Consider the following 15952-nt stretch of genomic DNA (forward strand, 5'->3'; position numbering starts at 1 on the left):
AAGGGCAGGTTGCTCACGTGTTACTCACCCGTTCGCCACTAATCCACCCCGAAGGGCATCATCGTCCGACTTGCATGTGTTAAGCACGCCGCCAGCGTTCATCCTGAGCCAGGATCAAACTCTCCGTCAAAAAACGAAAAAACAAAGAAAACCAGGACGAAAGCGGAAAACCCCGCCCCGGCAATCCGATCCCAGCCGAAAAACCCAGCCCACCTGCACGGGGGTGCAGGCAACCAGGCCAATCAGCCATCAAAAAAATGGCATCGAAATCGAACATGGCACACTATTGAGTTCTCAAACAACCGGTCCACCAGGAATACCGGATATTTTCTCCGGCATCGCCCCTGCGGAACGAGGTTCTAATTTACCTTCCCAATCGCCTTTTCGCAAATCCGCGGATCATCCGAAAATTATGCGTCGTGGCCGACCAGTGAAGGATTTTCGTCTCCGCTCAGCGGCGACTCGAAATACTGTACACGCAGCCGTCAGAGGCAGCAAATCCGCCCAGACTCCCGGGCGTGTCGCGCAGGAGTCTGGGCGGATCAGGTGCTAGGACCACCACTCAGAGCAGAGCTGCTCAGCTCGTCAGGACCGCCGTCGCGAGGTTCTTCTTGCCACGGCGGACCAGGAAGTACCGGCCGTGGAGGGCCTGTTCCGAATCAACGATCGCCTCCGGATCAGTGACCTTGACGTTGTTCACGTAAGCACCGCCTTCGCCCACGGTCCGGCGCGCGGCGGACTTGCTGTCAGAGAGGCCGGTGGCGACGAGAAGGTCGATGATCCCCAACTGCGACGGCGTGACGGCCGCAGTGGTGAGCTCCGCCGTCGCCGCCTCCAGAGTGCTCTCATCGAGCACGCCGAGGTCACCATTGCCGAACAGCGCGGCCGATGCCGCGATCACCTTCTCCGTGGCGTCGACGCCATGGACGGTGGAGGTCACCTCGAATGCGAGACGACGCTGCGCCTCCCGCGCGAAGGGCCGATCCTTCACCGCGGATTCGAGCTCCTCGATCTCGGCGCGCGTGAGGAAGGTGAAGACCTTGAGGCGATCGATCACATCCGCATCAGAAGTGTTGAGCCAGAACTGGTAGAACGTGTACGGCGAGCACATGGATGGGTCGAGCCAGATGGCGTTGCCCTCGCTCTTGCCGAACTTCGTCCCGTCGGCATTGGTGATGAGCGGCGTGCCGAACGCGTGCACGCGCTCCCCCTCGACCTTCCGGATCAGCTCGGTGCCGCTCGTGAGATTGCCCCACTGATCAGACCCGCCCGTCTGCAGCAGGCAGTGGTACTGGCGGAACAGCTCGAGGAAGTCCATCCCCTGAAGGATCTGGTAGCTGAACTCCGTGTACGAGATGCCCTCATCAGAGGCGAGCCGGGACGCGACGGCGTCCTTGCCCAGCATTGTTCCCACGCGGAAGTGCTTGCCGACGTCCCGAAGGAAGTCGATCGCCGAGAGCGGCGCGGTCCAGTCCAGGTTGTTGACCATGCGCGCGGCGTTCTCGCCATGAAAGCTCAGGAAACGCTGGACTTGGGCCTTGAGGTAGCCAACCCACTCCGCAACCGTGTCCTTCGTGTTCAAGGTGCGCTCCGCCGTCGGCCGCGGATCACCGATGAGGCCCGTGGAGCCGCCCACGAGTCCCAAGGGCTTGTGGCCCGCGAGCTGAAGTCTGCGGAGCACGAGCAGCTGGACCAGGTTGCCGAGGTGGAGGCTCGGTGCGGTGGGGTCGAAGCCGCAGTAATACGTGATCGGATCCCCCGCCAGAAGGGCCTCAAGCTCGGCCTCATCGGTGGAAACGTGGACCAGGCCACGCCACTTGAGCTCCTGCCAGATATTCGGGAAGCTCGGATCGTTCTTCTGCGTATCGAGTACTGTCTGCGGCACGGCTTCTACGGTATCAGTGACCGGCTCCCCGTCAGCGGGCTGCGAATTCCGCCTCGATCCCCGCCGGCAGAGCCTCCGAGGCGATGAGCCGCAGGCGCTGCGTGGGGCGGGTCATCGCGACGTAGAGATCGCCGACGCGGCCATGGTGCTCGTCCACCATCCGTCCCGGCTCGAGCACCACGACGCCGTCGAACTCGAGGCCCTTCGCCTCCCGGGGGTCGATCACCACGATGTCCTGCTCGAAGCTCCCAGCGCCGGAGCCAACCCGGCGCCCATAGACCTCGCTCAGGGCGGAACGGGCCCTCTCGACGAGCTCCTCCGGCGCAATCACGGCGACCAGACCGCCGTCGGCCGCCTCGAGCTCCTCCGGCATCGTCTGAACCAGGCGGCCCACCACATCGCCGTCGCCCACACGATCCACGATCGGCGGCCACTGGCCCTCGCGCACCGCCTTCGGGGCGGAAACAGTCAATCCTGCGGCGGCCGCCATGCGGGCCGCCGCCTCCGCGATCTGGCTCGGAGTCCTGTAGTTGACGGTGAGTTCCTCAAGCCTCCAGCGGTCGTCGAAGAATGGCGTCAGCGCGCCGCTCCACGACGAGGCGCCAGCGGCGGCGCTCGTCTGGGCGATGTCGCCCACGATGGTGAAGGACTTCAGCGGGCACCTCCGCACCAGGAGACGCCACTGCATGTAGGAAAGCTCCTGCGCCTCATCCACGATGATGTGGCCGTACGCCCAGGTGCGGTCCCCCACTGCACGTTCGGCCGCCGTGAGCCTCGCGTCGCGCGACTCCTGGAGGTCGGCGAGGTCCTCGGCGCTGACCACCCCGTCGATCCCCTGCTCCCGCAGCGTGCTGTCGAGGTTCGCGAGCGTCCGCTCGGCGTTCTCGAGATCCCGCTTCCGTTCCGCCTCCCTCCGGGCGGCTTCCGTTCCGCTGCTCGCATCCATCTCCCCGAGGAGCTCCGCGGCTTCGTCGAGCAGCGGCACATCCGCTTCCGTCCAGGGGGCATCGGCTGGGCGCACCAGGAGTTCGCGCTCCTCCGGCGTGAGGCCCGAGCCGACAGTGTCGAGGATCGCGCGCTTCGAGAACAATTCGGTCAGGAGCTTCTGCGGCGTCATCGGCATCCAGCACAGGTTGAGAGCCACCCGGACGTCCCGTGACTGGCGCACGTCCTCCGCCAGATACGAACGGTCCGCGTTGTTGCCGACGCTGGACGCTTCCAACTTGGTCTGCAACTGCTCGGTGAGCTCGCGCAGGAGGATCTTCACGAACGTATTGCGGGCCTCGTTGTACGGCTTGCCCGTTGCTCGGGCCTTGTCGCGGGCGCGGCGGACCTGGCGGGGCGTCAGCACGAGCTTCTGGCCCTCGACGTCGACGGTCCGATCCGAGGCCGGGATGCGCTGCCGGTTCGCGACCGCGGCGCTCACGAGATCCACCATCCGCTTGCTGCCCTTGAGCTTCGCGACGCGCGGATCCTCCTCCTGGACGGCGTTGATGCCGGGCATGAGGCGGCCGAGGCTCGACATGACGACGCCGGTCTCGCCGAGTGAGGGGAGCACGCGCTCGATGTACTTCATGAACGACGGCGACGGCCCCACAAGGAGCACGCCGGCGGACCTGAGCCGCTCTCGGTGGCTGTAGAGGAGATAGGCCGCGCGATGCAGGGCCACGGCGGTCTTGCCCGTGCCCGGGCCGCCCTGAACGACGAGGGCCCCCGGCATGGGTGCGCGGATGATGCGGTCCTGCTCTGCCTGGATCGTGCTGACGATGTCTGCCATGCGGCCGGTGCGCTTTGAATTGAGTGCGGCGAGCAGGGCGCCTTCGCCCTGATGGTGCCCGGCCTCCTCGAGCATGTCGGCATCGAGGATGTCGTCCTCGATGGCCTTGACGTCCCTGCCCTGGAGGATGAGGTGCCGTCGCCGCCTCACTCCTTGGCGGTCGAACGCCGTCGCCTGATAGAAATGGCTCGCTTCGGGAGCCCGCCAGTCGACCATGAGGCGGCGCAGGTCCTCGGTGCTGAGCCCGATGCGGCCGATGTACTGTGCCTCGCCGCTGTCCAGATCGAGCCGACCGAAGACAAGCCGGTCCTCCACCGCATCGAGCTGCGCGAGTCGGTCCTCATACATCGCCGCGAACGCGTCACGCTCTGAAATGTTCTGCACGGAACCGATCGCTCCCGCCTTGCGCACGGCAGCGAGCTGGGCGCGCTTCTCATCGCGCAGCTCATCGAGCCGGTGGTACAGCCCCTTCACGTAGTCGCGTTCGTGGGCCAGATCGGCGTCGGGCATCGGCACGTTCCCCTTACTGCAATGACGGACCGTCCATTTTACAGCGATTTGAGTGAACATGCCGCTAACCGCATGGTGCGGCGCGCTCGCTCCCGCCTCACGCCGATCAGAGGTCGATACGCTGGAGGGAGTGGACCTCGTGTCCGGCCAGCACTGCCCGGCCGCCGAGCGCTGTGAGTTCGAGGACGACGCCGATGCCCACCACGTGCGCGCCTGTGCGCTCCATGAGGCGGGTCGCCGCCGAAAGGGTTCCGCCCGTGGCGAGGACGTCGTCGAGCAGGAGGATGCGGGATCCGGCCGGCACGTCGTCCTCGTGCACCTCGATCGTCGCGTTGCCGTACTCGAGCGCGTAGTCCTCGGCGAGGGTGGTTCGCGGGAGCTTCCCCTTCTTCCGTACCGTGATCACGCCCGTCCCGGTGGCGTAGGCCGCGGCCGCCGCCAGAAGGAATCCGCGGGCCTCGACACCGGCCACGAGGTCGAACTGGCCCACGAAGGGCTCGGTCAGCGCGTCCACCATGGCCCGCAGCCCCTCGCCGTCGGCGAAGACCGGAGTGAGGTCCTTGAAGGTGATTCCGGGCTTCGGATAGTCCTCCACAGTGGCGCACAAGCGGTCGAGGATGGCGTGGACGGGCTCCCGTGCTGCGGATTCGGCGGTCACCGTCCCACGTTAGTCGAAAGTTCATTTCCACATAGGCCCGTTCGGCCATCCGGACGCCGTAGGCGAGTGCTTCAATGTCCGCATGCATCACACCGTGGCCCTTTCGGCGCATGGGATCGGCCTGCTTCCGCTCGCGCCCCTGCACGCCGAGCAGCTCTTCCCGCTCATCGACGCGGAGCTGTGGTCCGGCATGGCGGCACCGCACCCAGGAAGCCCCGAAGCTCTCGCACGGCTCTTCGCCTCGCGCCTCGATGATCCCGCGGCCGTGCCCTTCGCCATTGAAGTCGGAAGCAGTGGCGAGCTTATCGGCACGACCGGGCTGTACGAGCTGAATCTCGACCACGGCCGAGCCGAGGCCGGTGGCACCTTCTTCGCGCGGGCCTGGTGGGGAACCGGCGCCAACGACGCCTCCAAGCTCCTGCTCCTCGGCCACGCCTTCGACGCCCTCGGCCTCCACAGGGTCGGGTTCCGGGTGGATACCCGCAATGTGCGCAGCGCCAAGGCCCTGCTCCGGATGGGTGCCCAGCACGAGGGAACGCTGCGCTCGCACCGCGCGATGCACGGGTGGTCTGGCAGCGATGCGACGCGCATCGACACGGCCGTGTTCTCAGTGCTCGCTCACGAGTGGCCCCCGGTCCGGATGCGGCTCCTCGACCGGCTGGCCCTCCGTCCAGCAGCGTGATTCCGGTTCGACCCGCCGATGGAGGTCGTGGCGCCGTTCAGCGGACGACGGCGTTCCCCGCTGTGCGCGCTCGAGTCCGCGGCTTCGCGGCCCGATAGGCGGAAACGCTCGGCTCGCCCGGGATCCAGAAGCGCCATGGGTACTCGGCCGATCCTCCCGCGCCGGCAACGCCCACCCGAGGGCCACTCAGCATCCCGACTAACCGGTGGGAGGGTGGCTCGAGCCTGAACTCCCCGCCGTCGAGCGCTGCGCCATTGTGCTCGCGTCCGATGGCGAGGGCCTGCGCAAGCCGGGCAGGGCCCCGCGCGAGCTCGGCGTCCCGGCGCGCCGCGGCCCTGCGGGAACGCGCAAGATCGATCCCCTCCACGATCTCGCCGGCCCGCAGCAGGCACCCTGAGGAACGGTCGACGGGGCCGCACACGATGTTCGCGCAGTAGTGCATCCCGTACGTGAAATACACGTAGAGCCGCCCGGGCGGGCCCCACATGACCTCGTTCCGGGCCGTTCTGCCGTTGTACGAATGCGAGCCCGGGTCGGCGTGCTCCGAGTCCCGGTGGCCGCGGTATGCCTCCACCTCGGTGAGCCGGACGCCCACGGTTCCCTCCGCCGTCGTATGCGTGAGAACGCTGCCCAGCAGGTCAGGGGCGACCGCCACTGGGTCTCGGCGGAGCCAGTGGACGAGCTCGTCGAAGTCCATAGATGGGGGGCCTACTTGAACGCGAAGGCCGACGGCCAGGGTCCGATCTCTGGCAGCGGAACGGCCTGACCCTCGTGCTCGGCCCGGACCGACCCCCGGCCTATCTCGCGTCCCGCGAGCCACGCCGCGAGGTCTTGGAGCCTGCCCTCGACGATCACGCCGTCCGAGCCCTCCCCGAGGCTGATGTGCTCGCCGCCCTGCGTGCGGAGAAGGAACGTCTCCCCCTCGGGAACCCGAGGCTCGAGGAAATCGAGGAGATGGTGGCAGAAGTCACCGGTCCACTCCTGCTGGGTACAGCCCGTCCCCAAGTCGCTGTGATGGATCACGAGCTCGCGCCAGAGCGCGAAGGCAGCATCCCGGACCACTCCGTTCCGGAATCGCACCGGCGCGTCCCACTGCTCCGGCTCGAGCGACTCGAAGGCCGCCAGCACCCGGTCGAGAGCGGACCCCACGCGCTCGCGATACTGGTCCGCGCTCGCTCCTGCTCCTTCGTCGATCGCCCGGTCGCGGGCCACTTGCCCGCCGTCGTAGAGGTCGACTTTCTCCCCCCGCTGCGCGTATTCGACCTGCCGTGCAAGGGCTAGGCAGATTCCCTCGAGATGCGCCAGCACATGACCGCGGCTCCAGCCGGGGAGCTCGGAGGGATGCGCCACTGCATCGTCGGAGAGGCGGTCGAGCTCATGACGCACCCCCTGCACGGCGGTGCGCAGTTCATCCAGGAGACGTTCGTCGGTGAGGGCAGCAGCTTCGGTTCCCATGCCTTCAGGGTAGCTACTCCAGCCCCTCGAAGATGTCCTTCAGGAGAGGCAGACCGCGTTCGCGGGGCGGCCAGGCCTGGACGAAGTACTCGCGGGACGCGATCGAGAGCCACGTCTGTCGGGTCACCGGGCCTTCGAAGAGGGAAAGACGCTGGCTGCGGTGCTCGGCGATGCCATCGACGACATGCTCCACGACAGCGCGGGTATCCACCCGGATATCGATGAGCTCGTCGGGGATTCCGCGGAAATGATAGACGAGCGTGGGATCCCAAGGCGACATCCCGGCGCGCACACGGGCGCGGTTGACCCGCTCCCACGCGGACTGCTTGATGGCGGCGTGAAGCAGCCGCCTGAGCCCGCAGCCGCCGTCGCCCGCCACCGACGCGAAGGCGACGTCCGTCGCGTGGCCCACGACGATGTGATCCGGGTGTCCGGTGATGCCGTCCGGCCCGAAGGTGAAGACGACGTCCGGGCGCTCATCCAGGAGGAGCGATCTGATGGTGGAGACGAGGGCGCCGAAATCGGCTCTCGCCATCGCGCCGTCATCGTAGCCGAGCCACACATGGCGGTCCGGGACACGCCCGTGGGCCTTCCACGCCCGCTGAGCCTCGAGCCGGCGGACCACTCCGAGGGTCGCCGGGGTGGCGTTCACCTCTGGAGCGATCTGTCCCGCGGCCCCGTCTGTCGCGTGGACCAGCACAAAACGAAACGCCGGCTCGTCGCCGTGGAGGGCGACCGAGCCGGCGATGCCGAAGGCGTCATCGTCGGGATGGGCGACGACGAGCATGAGCGTGCGCGATGTCGGGTGCGACGACATGCCACTGATGATGCGCCGGTGTTCCGCCCGAGGAAAGGGCGGAACACCTCAGTTCACGAACCGGCGCGCCTCCACGAGCTGGGCCTTGAGCGACTCGAGCTGGCGGGCAACGGCCGACGGCGCCGTGCCGCCCTGCGCGCTGCGGCTCGCAAGCGAGCCTCCCGTGCTCAGCACCGACCGCACCTCGGGGGTGAGGGCCGCGCTGATGTCCGCATACTCCTCGTCCGTGAGGTCCCAGAGCTCGACGCCACGGCTCTCAGCCCTCCGCACGGCCGCCCCCGAGAGCTCATGCGCCTCGCGGAACGGGACCCCTTGGCGGACGAGCCACTCGGCGATGTCTGTCGCGAGGGCGAACCCCTGCGGCGCGAGCGAGGCCATGCGCTCGGTGTTGAACGTGAGCGTGGCGATCATCCCGGACACGGCTGGGAGGAGGAGCTCAAGGGTGTCAGCCGCGTCGAAGACGGGCTCCTTGTCCTCCTGCAGGTCGCGGTTGTACGCGAGCGGGAGGCCCTTGAGAGTCGCGAGGAGCCCCGTGAGGTCGCCGATCAGTCGCCCCGCCTTGCCGCGCGCGAGCTCGGCGACGTCGGGGTTCTTCTTCTGCGGCATGATCGACGATCCCGTGGAGAAGGCGTCGTCGAGCGTGACGAAGGAGAACTCCTTCGTGGCCCAGAGGATGACCTCCTCGCTGATCCTCGAGAGGTCGACGCCGATCATCGCCGCGACCCATGCGAACTCGGCGAACACGTCCCGCGAGGCGGTGCCGTCGATCGAGTTGTGCACGGCCGAGTCGAAGCCGAGGTCCGCGGCGACCGCCTCGGGATCGAGGCCCAGCGACGAGCCCGCGAGCGCGCCCGAGCCGTAGGGCGAGACCGCCGCGCGCTTGTCCCAGTCCTGGAGCCGCTGCACGTCCCGCAGGAGGGCCCACGCGTGGGCGAGGAGGTGGTGGCTCAGGAGTACCGGTTGCGCGTGCTGCAGATGGGTCCGGCCGGGCATGGCCGCGTCGGAGTGTGCCTCGGCCTGGGCGACGAGCGCGTCGACGGTGTCGAGGACACCGCGCGCGACGATCCTCGCGTGGTCCCGGAGGAACATGCGCCCGAGGGTGGCGACCTGGTCATTGCGGGAGCGCCCCGCCCGGAGCTTGCCGCCGAGCTGGGCGCCCGCGCGCTCGATGAGGCCGCGCTCCAGCGAGCCGTGCACGTCCTCGTCGGACTCGGCCGGCTGGTACGCGCCCGAGGCGACGTCGGCGTCGAGCTCATCGAGCGCCGCCAGCATCCCGGCGAGTTCGACCTCGTCGAGCAGGCCCGCGCTGTGGAGGACGCGCGCGTGCGCGCGGGACCCCGCGATGTCGTACCGGGCGAGCCGCCAGTCGAAGTGCGTCGACTTGCTCAGCGCGGCGAGCGCGTCCGCCGGTCCCCCGGCGAAGCGCCCACCCCACAGCGCACCTACGTTTGTTGCCGACTTTTCCTCGGCCACGTCACTCCCCCGTGACCCGCTGGTCGCGGCCCGAGGCCACCTTGGAGGCCATGCCCCAGATGTCGATGAAGCCCTTCGCGCTCGACTGGTCGAACGTGTCGCCCGTGTCGTAGGTCGCGAGGCTGAAGTCATAGAGCGAGGTATCGGACCGGCGGCCGTTCACCACGGCCGTACCGGCGTGGAGGACCATGCGGATGTCGCCCGAGACGTACTTCTGGCTGTCGTCGATGAAGACGTCGAGCGCGCGCTTCAGCGGCGAGAACCACTGGCCGTCATACACGAGTTCGGACCAGCGCTGGCCCACGGTGGTCTTGAAACGGGCGTGCTCCCGCTCGATTGTCACGTCCTCGAGGTGCTTGTGGGCCGTGATGAGGGCCATGGCGCCGGGGGCTTCGTAGATCTCCCGGCTCTTGATGCCGACGAGGCGGTCCTCGACGACGTCGATGCGGCCCACGCCCTGCGCGCCGGCACGGCGATTGAGCTCCTGGATGATCTGCAGCGGGGTGTGTTCCACGCCGTCCAGGGCGGTCGGCACGCCCTCCTTGAAGGTGATCGTGACCTCGTCCGGCGCCGGCGGGAACTCCGGGCTCTGCGTGTAGTCGTAGATGTCCTTTGTGGGGGCGTTCCAGATGTCCTCGAGGTAGCCCGTCTCGATGGCGCGGCCCCAGACGTTCTGGTCGATCGAGTAGGGGTTCTTCTTCGTCGTGACAATCGGGAGGCGCTTCTCCTCGGCGTAGGCGATCGCCTTGTCACGCGTGAGCGCGAGGTCCCGGACCGGCGCGATGCACTTGAGGTCGGGGCCGAGGGTCTGGATGCCGACCTCGAAGCGGACCTGGTCGTTGCCCTTGCCGGTGCAGCCGTGCGCCACGGTCGACGCGCCGAATTCCCGCGCGGCCTTGACGAGGTGCTTGACGATGACCGGCCGGGAGATCGCCGAGACGAGCGGGTAGTGCCCCTGGTACAGGCCGTTGGCTTTGAGCGTCGGCATGCAGTACTCGTTGGCGAACTCGTCGCGGGCGTCCGCCACGTAGGCCTCCACGGCGCCGCAGCCGAGCGCGCGCTGGCGCACCGTCTCCAGATCCTCCCCGCCTTGCCCGACGTCCACGGCGACGGCGATGACCTCTGCGCCGGTCGCGTCCCCGATCCAGCCGATGGCCACGGACGTGTCCAAGCCGCCCGAGTAGGCGAGGACGATGCGATCCTTCACGTTTTCTCCTTGAGATGACTTGAATGCTTGGTGAGTAGTTGCGAATGATTATTCAGAAGTCTACATAGCTATGCAGTAGCCTCGCACGCGGTGCGCGCCACATCCAGCTCGATGTCCCAGCCCTGGCTGTTCCCCTCGTACGCCGCCCGGCGGTCGGCGTCGCTCCCCGGCAGCGACGCGAACCCGCTCTCCACGACGCTCAGCCGCGCACCGCCGTCGACCGCCTCGACCGAGAACTCCACAAGAGTGGACCCCGCCCCCTCGCCCACCCAGCGGAACGCCGCCCGTGCGGGCGGTTCGAGGGCGACGGTGAGGATCCCGAAGTCTCCGTGGACGGGGTCGCGCACGAGGCTCACGTCGCCGTCGCGCTCGATCTCGTGGGCGCGGTACTCCCCGTCGTTGATGAACCAGCCCGGCTCGGACACGAACTCGAAGACGCGGTCGGCCGAGGCTGCGATGTCGATGGACTTCTCGATGCGGTCGAAGACTGCGAGGTCGGTCGAATCAGTCATGGCCCCATCGTCCCGCCCCGGCAACCTCCTGTGAAGCTCAGGCGCCCTGCGACGCGAGCTCGAGAAAGCGCGCGGCGACCGCATCCCCGCCGTCGGGATCGCGCGTGACGATCATGACCGTGTCGTCACCGGCGATCGTGCCGAGGATCGCCGGGATCACGGAGTGGTCGATTGCCAGCGCGAGGAAGTTCGCGGCACCGGGCGGCGTGCGGAGCACCACCATGTTCGCGCTCGCTTCCGCCGTGACCAGGAGCTCGGCGCACAGCTTCGCGAGCCTGGCGTCGAGCACCTCGGGATCCAGCCCAGAACGGGGACTCCTGTCCCCGCCCTCGCCACGCACGGCATACACCAGCCCGCCATCGGTGCCGCGCACCCGCACGGCGCCGATCTCCACAAGGTCGCGGGACAGCGTCGCCTGGGTGACCTGCACGCCGTCATCCGCGAGAAGCGCGGCGAGCTCGGCCTGCGAGCGCACCGACTGGCCTGCGAGGAGCAGGCGGATGCGGGCTTGGCGCGCGGCCTTGGTCTGCGGGGCGGGGCTGGACGCGATGCTCACCTAGCCCAAGCCCTCCACGACAGCCTGGCCCGAGCGGTGGAGGAGCCACGCAAGGAGGGCCTTCTGCGCGTGCAGGCGGTTCTCCGCCTCGTCCCACACGACGGACTGCGGGCCGTCGATCACCTCCGCGGCCACTTCGTAGCCGCGGTACGCCGGGAGGCAGTGCAGGAAGATCGCGTCCGGAGCGGCCAGCTCCATCGCTTGCGAGTCGATGCTGTAACCGCGGAAGAGCGTCATACGCGCCTCCTTCTCGGATTCCTGCCCCATCGAGACCCAGGTGTCGGTCGCCACGACGTCAGCGCCCTCGAGAGCGGCCACAGGGTCGACCGTGACGAGCACCGAGCCGCCCGTCTCGGCTGCGAGGGACTCCGCCTCGTCCACCACGTCAGGCGCCGGGAGGTAGGCCTCTGGACCGGCTATGCGCACGTGCATGCCCGCCGTGACGCCGGCGAGCAGGTAGGAATTCGCCATGTTGTTCGCCGCATCGCCGAGGTATGCCATGGTGAGCCCGGCGAGCTCGCCCTTGTGCTCGCGTACCGTCAGGAGATCGGCGAGCAGCTGGCACGGGTGGTAGTCGTCGCACAGCGCGTTGACGACCGGAACGCGCGAATTCGCCGCCATGTCGACGAGGCCCTGGTGGGCACCCGTGCGCCAGACGATCGCCGCGACCATCCGCTCGAGCACGCGCGCGGTGTCCTCGACGGACTCCTTGTGGCCGATCTGGCTCTCACCCGGGTTGATGATGAGCGGCGTGCCGCCCAGATCGGAAATGCCCGTGGAGAACGAGACGCGGGTCCGCGTGGAGGTCTTGTCGAAGATGACGGCGACCGTCTTGCGCGCCGAATCCTGGGCCGCGAGTGGCTGGACCGAATAGGGCTCGGCCTTGAGCCGCAGCGCGAGGCCGAGGACCTCGGCCTGCTCGGCGGGGCTGAGGTCGGTGTCCTTGAGGAAGTGCCGGACGGTCTTCGCGGCGACTTCGGTCATGATGCCTCCTTGGTGGTGAGCGCCTCGGCTGCCGCGGATACGAGGTCCGGCAGCCCGGCAACGAAGGTCTCGGCCTGCTCGGCGCTGAGGATGAGCGGCGGCGCGAGACGGATGGTGCGGGGACCGGGCGCGTTGACAATGAAGCCTGCGTCGAGGGCGGCGTTGACGACGGCGGCCGCGAGGTTGGCATTCTGCGGAACCGCGGCGGCGTCCCCGCCGGGGCCGGTCAGGTCGAAGCCGATGAGGAGGCCGCGCCCGCGCACCTCGGAGACTTCGGGCAGGTCCGCGAGCTCGGAACGGAGCCGGTCCCCGACGGAGCGCACGTGCTCAAGGAGCCCCTGGCTCTCGATCGTGTGGAGCGTCGCCAGCGCGGCGGCCGTGGCGACGGGATTGCCGCCGAAGGTGGTGCCATGCTGCCCGGCCGTGAGCAGGGCGCTCGTCTCCGCGCCGAAGGTGATGAGGGCACCGATCGGGAAGCCCCCACCCAGGCCCTTGGCAAGGGACATCGCGTCCGGCAGGATGCCCGAGTCCCCGATCGCGAACCACTCCCCGGTCCGGCCGATGCCCGTCTGGACCTCATCGACGATGAGCAAGGCCCCGGCCTCTCGGGTGATCCTCCGCGCCTCGGCCAGGTAGCCGTCGGGGAGCGGGATGACGCCGGCCTCACCCTGGATCGGCTCGAGGAAGAACGCCTGCGTGGTCTCGTCGACTTCCGCGCGGAGCGCATCGAAGTCTCCGAAGGGGATGTGAACCACACCGCTCGGGAGCGGCGCGAACGGCTCGCGGTAGGCCTGCTTCGCCGTCAGGGCGAGCGCGCCCATGGTGCGCCCATGGAAGGCCCCCTCGAGCGCAACGATCTTGGTGCGGCGGCCGCCCTCCGAGTTGCGGCGCGCGAGCTTGAACGCGGCCTCGTTGGCCTCTGTGCCGGAGTTCGCGAAGAACACCTTCGAGCCGGCAGGCGCGTGGGCGATCTCGAGGAGCTTCTCCGCGAGCGCCACCTGGGTTGGGCTCGTGAAGAAGTTCGAGACGTGCCCGAGCGTTGCGAGCTGGGACGAGATGACGCTCGTGACGAAGGGATGTGCATGGCCGAGCGCGTTGACCGCGATGCCGCCGAGCAGATCGAGGTACTGCTTGCCGTCGGCATCCCAGACGTAGCAGCCCTGTCCGCGGACCAGGACGCGCTGAGGCGTGCCGAACACGCCCATGAGCGAGTTCGAGTAGCGGGCGAGCCACGACTCCCCGGTCGACGTGCCGACCAGCTCCGAGACGGGCCGCGCTTCGGGGGTGCTTGCGGTACTCAATGAGGGCTCTTCAGTGCTCAATGGGATCCTTCCTCGTCTGGCACGACCTGCGTTCCGACGCCCGCATTCGTGAAGATCTCGAGCAGCATGGTGTGGGGGCTTCGCCCATCCACGATCGCCGCGCGGTCCACGCCTTCCGTGACCGCCTTGAGGCACGCCCCCATCTTGGGGATCATGCCCGACTCGAGCGCGGGCAGCATCTCCCGCAGCTCCGATGCCGAGATCTGCGACACGAGCGAGTCCTTGTCCGGCCAGTTCCGGTAGAGGCCCTCGACGTCGGTGAGAACCACGAGCCGCGAGGCGCCGAGGGCCACGGCCACCGCGGCAGCCGCGGTGTCCGCGTTGACGTTGAGGACCTGTCCCGTGGGCTGGTACGCGCCGTCCGCCTCCGCCTCGACCTCGGGGGCCACCGTGGAGATCACGGGGATGCGCCCCGCTTCGAGGATGTCGTGGACCGCGGCAGGGTCCACGCCGACAACCTCGCCCACGAGCCCGAGGTCGACTTCCTCGCCGTCGACGACGACGCCCGTGCGCACGGCGCGCAGCAGCCCGGCGTCCTCGCCCGAAAGGCCGACGGCGTACGGGCCGTGGGAGTTGATGAGTCCCACGAGCTCGCGCCCGACCTGGCCCGTGAGGACCATCCGCACCACGTCCATCGCCTCGGGCGTCGTGACGCGGAGCCCTCCCTTGAACTCGCTCTCAATCCCCACGCGCTGGAGCATCGCGTTGATCTGCGGGCCACCGCCGTGGACGACGACGGGCCGGATCCCCACGTGGTGGAGGAAGACGATGTCCTCGGCGAAGGCCCTGCGGAGCTCGTCGTTGACCATCGCGTTGCCGCCGTACTTCACGACCATGGTGCTGCCGGCGAACTTCTGGATCCACGGGAGAGCTTCGATGAGCGTCTCCGCCTTGTCCATCGCGAGCCGGATGTTCTGTCCTGCCGTTGCTTCAGTCATGGCCTCCCCGATCAGCTCGAGTACGCGCTGTTCTCATGCACATAGTCGTGCGTGAGGTCGTTGGTCAGGATGGTCGCCTCGGCCTCGCCAGCGGCGAGGTCGATCTCAACGAGGACTTCCCGCGGCTCGAGGTCCACGTTCGAGCGGTCCTCCCCGATGCCGCCCTTGCGGCACACCTGGACTCCGTTGATCGCGACGTTGACCTCATCAGGATCGAAGACGGCGTCGGTCGTCCCCACGGCGGAGAGCACACGGCCCCAGTTGGGGTCCTTGCCGAAGATCGCGGTCTTGAACAGGTTGGAGCGTGCGACGGCCCGGGCCACGATCTCGGCATCGCTCTCCGAAGCGGCGTTGAACGCGCGGATCGCGATGTCGTGGCTCGCCCCTTCGGCGTCGCCGATGAGCTTCCGCGCGAGCTCGGCGCAGACCTGGGTGAGGCCGGCGGTGAACTCCGGGGCGTCGGGCACGGCGCCGGACGCCCCGGACGAGAGCAGCACGACCGTGTCATTGGTGGACATGCAGCCGTCCGAATCAGCCCGGTCGAACGTCACGCGCGAAGCGTCGCGCAGCGCCGAGTCGAGGAACTCGGGAGCCGCCGCCGCGTCGGTGGTGAGGACCACGAGCATGGTCGCCAGACCGGGTGCGAGCATGCCCGCACCCTTCGCGATGCCGCCGATCGTGTACGCCGTCCCCTGCGCATCGGCTCCCGTGAACACCGCTTCCTTGGGCACGGTGTCCGTCGTCATGATGGCGACGGCGGCGTCATGCCCGCCATCGTCGGCCAAGGCGGCAGCGGCGGACTCGATACCCGGAAGGATCTTGTCCATGGGCAGCTGCTCGCCGATGAGCCCCGTGGAGCACACGAGCACGTCACCCGCAGAGATCCCGAGGACCTCGGCCGCCTTCTCCGCGGTGCGGTGCGTGTTCTGGAAGCCTTCCGCCCCGGTGCAGGCATTCGCCCCGCCCGAGTTGAGGATCACGGCGTCGGCGCGCCCGTCGGCGATCGCCTGGCGGGACCAGCGGACGGGGGCTGCGGCGACACGGTTCGAGGTGAAGACGGCAGCGGCGTTCCGGTCGGGGCCGTCGTTGACCACGAGGGCCATGTCGGGCTTGCCCGAAGCCTTGATTCCGGCGGTCACGCCCGCGGCACGGAAGCCCTTGGGTGCGGTCACGGTC

Annotated in this window: 15 protein-coding genes and 1 rRNA gene; 1 reads left to right on the top strand and 15 read right to left on the bottom strand. The window is 68.4% G+C overall.

The window, feature by feature from the left end; all coding sequences use genetic code 11:
- The 4 genes from ACTHL9_RS09530 to ACTHL9_RS09545 form a co-directional block, all read right to left on the bottom strand.
- A 16S ribosomal RNA gene (locus tag ACTHL9_RS09530) occupies nucleotides 1-130 on the bottom strand; the annotation flags it as partial.
- Nucleotides 131-577: 447 nt separating this feature from the next.
- Complete coding sequence (gene tyrS / locus ACTHL9_RS09535; RefSeq protein WP_440518632.1) at nucleotides 578-1885, bottom strand: tyrosine--tRNA ligase; 1308 nt, start codon at nucleotides 1883-1885, stop codon at nucleotides 578-580.
- Between the two features lie 31 nt (nucleotides 1886-1916).
- Entirely contained in the window at nucleotides 1917-4172 is a 2256-nt protein-coding gene (locus ACTHL9_RS09540; protein ID WP_440518655.1) for a HelD family protein, read from the bottom strand.
- 106 nt (nucleotides 4173-4278) lie between these two features.
- Nucleotides 4279-4830, bottom strand: coding sequence for an adenine phosphoribosyltransferase (locus ACTHL9_RS09545; protein WP_440518633.1), 552 nt, complete (start codon nucleotides 4828-4830; stop codon nucleotides 4279-4281).
- An 82-nt stretch (nucleotides 4831-4912) separates the two neighbouring features.
- Here ACTHL9_RS09545 and ACTHL9_RS09550 point away from each other — a divergent pair, with 82 nt between their 5' ends.
- Nucleotides 4913-5512: a GNAT family N-acetyltransferase gene (locus ACTHL9_RS09550; protein WP_440518634.1), complete on the top strand. Its 600-nt coding sequence runs from the start codon at nucleotides 4913-4915 to the stop codon at nucleotides 5510-5512.
- Between the two features lie 37 nt (nucleotides 5513-5549).
- Here the strand turns inward: ACTHL9_RS09550 and ACTHL9_RS09555 are convergent, their stop codons facing one another.
- The 11 genes from ACTHL9_RS09555 to argJ all read right to left on the bottom strand — a co-directional run.
- Complete coding sequence (locus tag ACTHL9_RS09555) at nucleotides 5550-6209, bottom strand: DNA-3-methyladenine glycosylase (RefSeq protein WP_440518636.1); 660 nt, start codon at nucleotides 6207-6209, stop codon at nucleotides 5550-5552.
- A gap of 11 nt (nucleotides 6210-6220) precedes the next feature.
- Nucleotides 6221-6967 carry a maleylpyruvate isomerase family mycothiol-dependent enzyme gene (locus ACTHL9_RS09560; RefSeq protein ID WP_440518638.1) on the bottom strand — a complete coding sequence of 249 codons (747 nt, stop codon included), beginning with the start codon at nucleotides 6965-6967 and terminating at the stop codon, nucleotides 6221-6223.
- 13 nt (nucleotides 6968-6980) lie between these two features.
- Nucleotides 6981-7784: a PIG-L deacetylase family protein gene (locus ACTHL9_RS09565; protein ID WP_440518640.1), complete on the bottom strand. Its 804-nt coding sequence runs from the start codon at nucleotides 7782-7784 to the stop codon at nucleotides 6981-6983.
- Nucleotides 7785-7832: 48 nt separating this feature from the next.
- Nucleotides 7833-9257 carry an argininosuccinate lyase gene (gene argH / locus ACTHL9_RS09570; RefSeq protein ID WP_440518642.1) on the bottom strand — a complete coding sequence of 475 codons (1425 nt, stop codon included), beginning with the start codon at nucleotides 9255-9257 and terminating at the stop codon, nucleotides 7833-7835.
- A 1-nt stretch (nucleotide 9258) separates the two neighbouring features.
- Nucleotides 9259-10464, bottom strand: coding sequence for an argininosuccinate synthase (locus tag ACTHL9_RS09575; protein ID WP_440518644.1), 1206 nt, complete (start codon nucleotides 10462-10464; stop codon nucleotides 9259-9261).
- A gap of 68 nt (nucleotides 10465-10532) precedes the next feature.
- The gene (locus ACTHL9_RS09580) at nucleotides 10533-10976 is read right to left on the bottom strand and encodes a polyketide cyclase (protein WP_440518646.1); all 444 of its coding nucleotides are present in this window, start codon (nucleotides 10974-10976) and stop codon (nucleotides 10533-10535) included.
- Between the two features lie 37 nt (nucleotides 10977-11013).
- Nucleotides 11014-11532: an arginine repressor gene (locus ACTHL9_RS09585; protein ID WP_440518648.1), complete on the bottom strand. Its 519-nt coding sequence runs from the start codon at nucleotides 11530-11532 to the stop codon at nucleotides 11014-11016.
- Nucleotides 11533-12516, bottom strand: a complete 984-nt coding sequence (argF, locus tag ACTHL9_RS09590; RefSeq protein WP_440518649.1) for an ornithine carbamoyltransferase — start codon at nucleotides 12514-12516, stop codon at nucleotides 11533-11535.
- Nucleotides 12513-13817 carry an acetylornithine transaminase gene (locus ACTHL9_RS09595; protein ID WP_440518651.1) on the bottom strand — a complete coding sequence of 435 codons (1305 nt, stop codon included), beginning with the start codon at nucleotides 13815-13817 and terminating at the stop codon, nucleotides 12513-12515. Before ACTHL9_RS09595 ends, argF begins: the two co-directional genes overlap by 4 nt.
- A gap of 17 nt (nucleotides 13818-13834) precedes the next feature.
- Nucleotides 13835-14776 (bottom strand): acetylglutamate kinase, encoded by a 942-nt coding sequence (gene argB, locus ACTHL9_RS09600; protein WP_440518653.1) that lies wholly within the window; start codon nucleotides 14774-14776, stop codon nucleotides 13835-13837.
- An 11-nt stretch (nucleotides 14777-14787) separates the two neighbouring features.
- A partial coding sequence (argJ, locus tag ACTHL9_RS09605; RefSeq protein WP_440518654.1) for a bifunctional glutamate N-acetyltransferase/amino-acid acetyltransferase ArgJ occupies nucleotides 14788-15952 on the bottom strand: 1165 nt, incomplete at its 5' end.

It is taken from the genome of Sinomonas sp. (genome assembly GCF_051955515.1).
In the GTDB taxonomy this organism is placed as follows: Bacteria; Actinomycetota; Actinomycetes; order Actinomycetales; family Micrococcaceae; genus Sinomonas.

Bases quoted from the DNA above. Each gene is read 5' to 3' on its own strand.
- ACTHL9_RS09555 (WP_440518636.1), bottom strand. From the start codon at position 6,209: ATGGACTTCGACGAGCTCGTCCACTGGCTCCGCCGAGACCCAGTGGCG.
- argF (WP_440518649.1), bottom strand. From the start codon at position 12,516: ATGACCGAAGTCGCCGCGAAGACCGTCCGGCACTTCCTCAAGGACACC.
- ACTHL9_RS09550 (WP_440518634.1), top strand. From the start codon at position 4,913: ATGCATCACACCGTGGCCCTTTCGGCGCATGGGATCGGCCTGCTTCCG.
- ACTHL9_RS09560 (WP_440518638.1), bottom strand. From the start codon at position 6,967: ATGGGAACCGAAGCTGCTGCCCTCACCGACGAACGTCTCCTGGATGAA.
- ACTHL9_RS09540 (WP_440518655.1), bottom strand. From the start codon at position 4,172: ATGCCCGACGCCGATCTGGCCCACGAACGCGACTACGTGAAGGGGCTG.
- argB (WP_440518653.1), bottom strand. From the start codon at position 14,776: ATGACTGAAGCAACGGCAGGACAGAACATCCGGCTCGCGATGGACAAG.
- ACTHL9_RS09580 (WP_440518646.1), bottom strand. From the start codon at position 10,976: ATGACTGATTCGACCGACCTCGCAGTCTTCGACCGCATCGAGAAGTCC.
- ACTHL9_RS09565 (WP_440518640.1), bottom strand. From the start codon at position 7,784: ATGTCGTCGCACCCGACATCGCGCACGCTCATGCTCGTCGTCGCCCAT.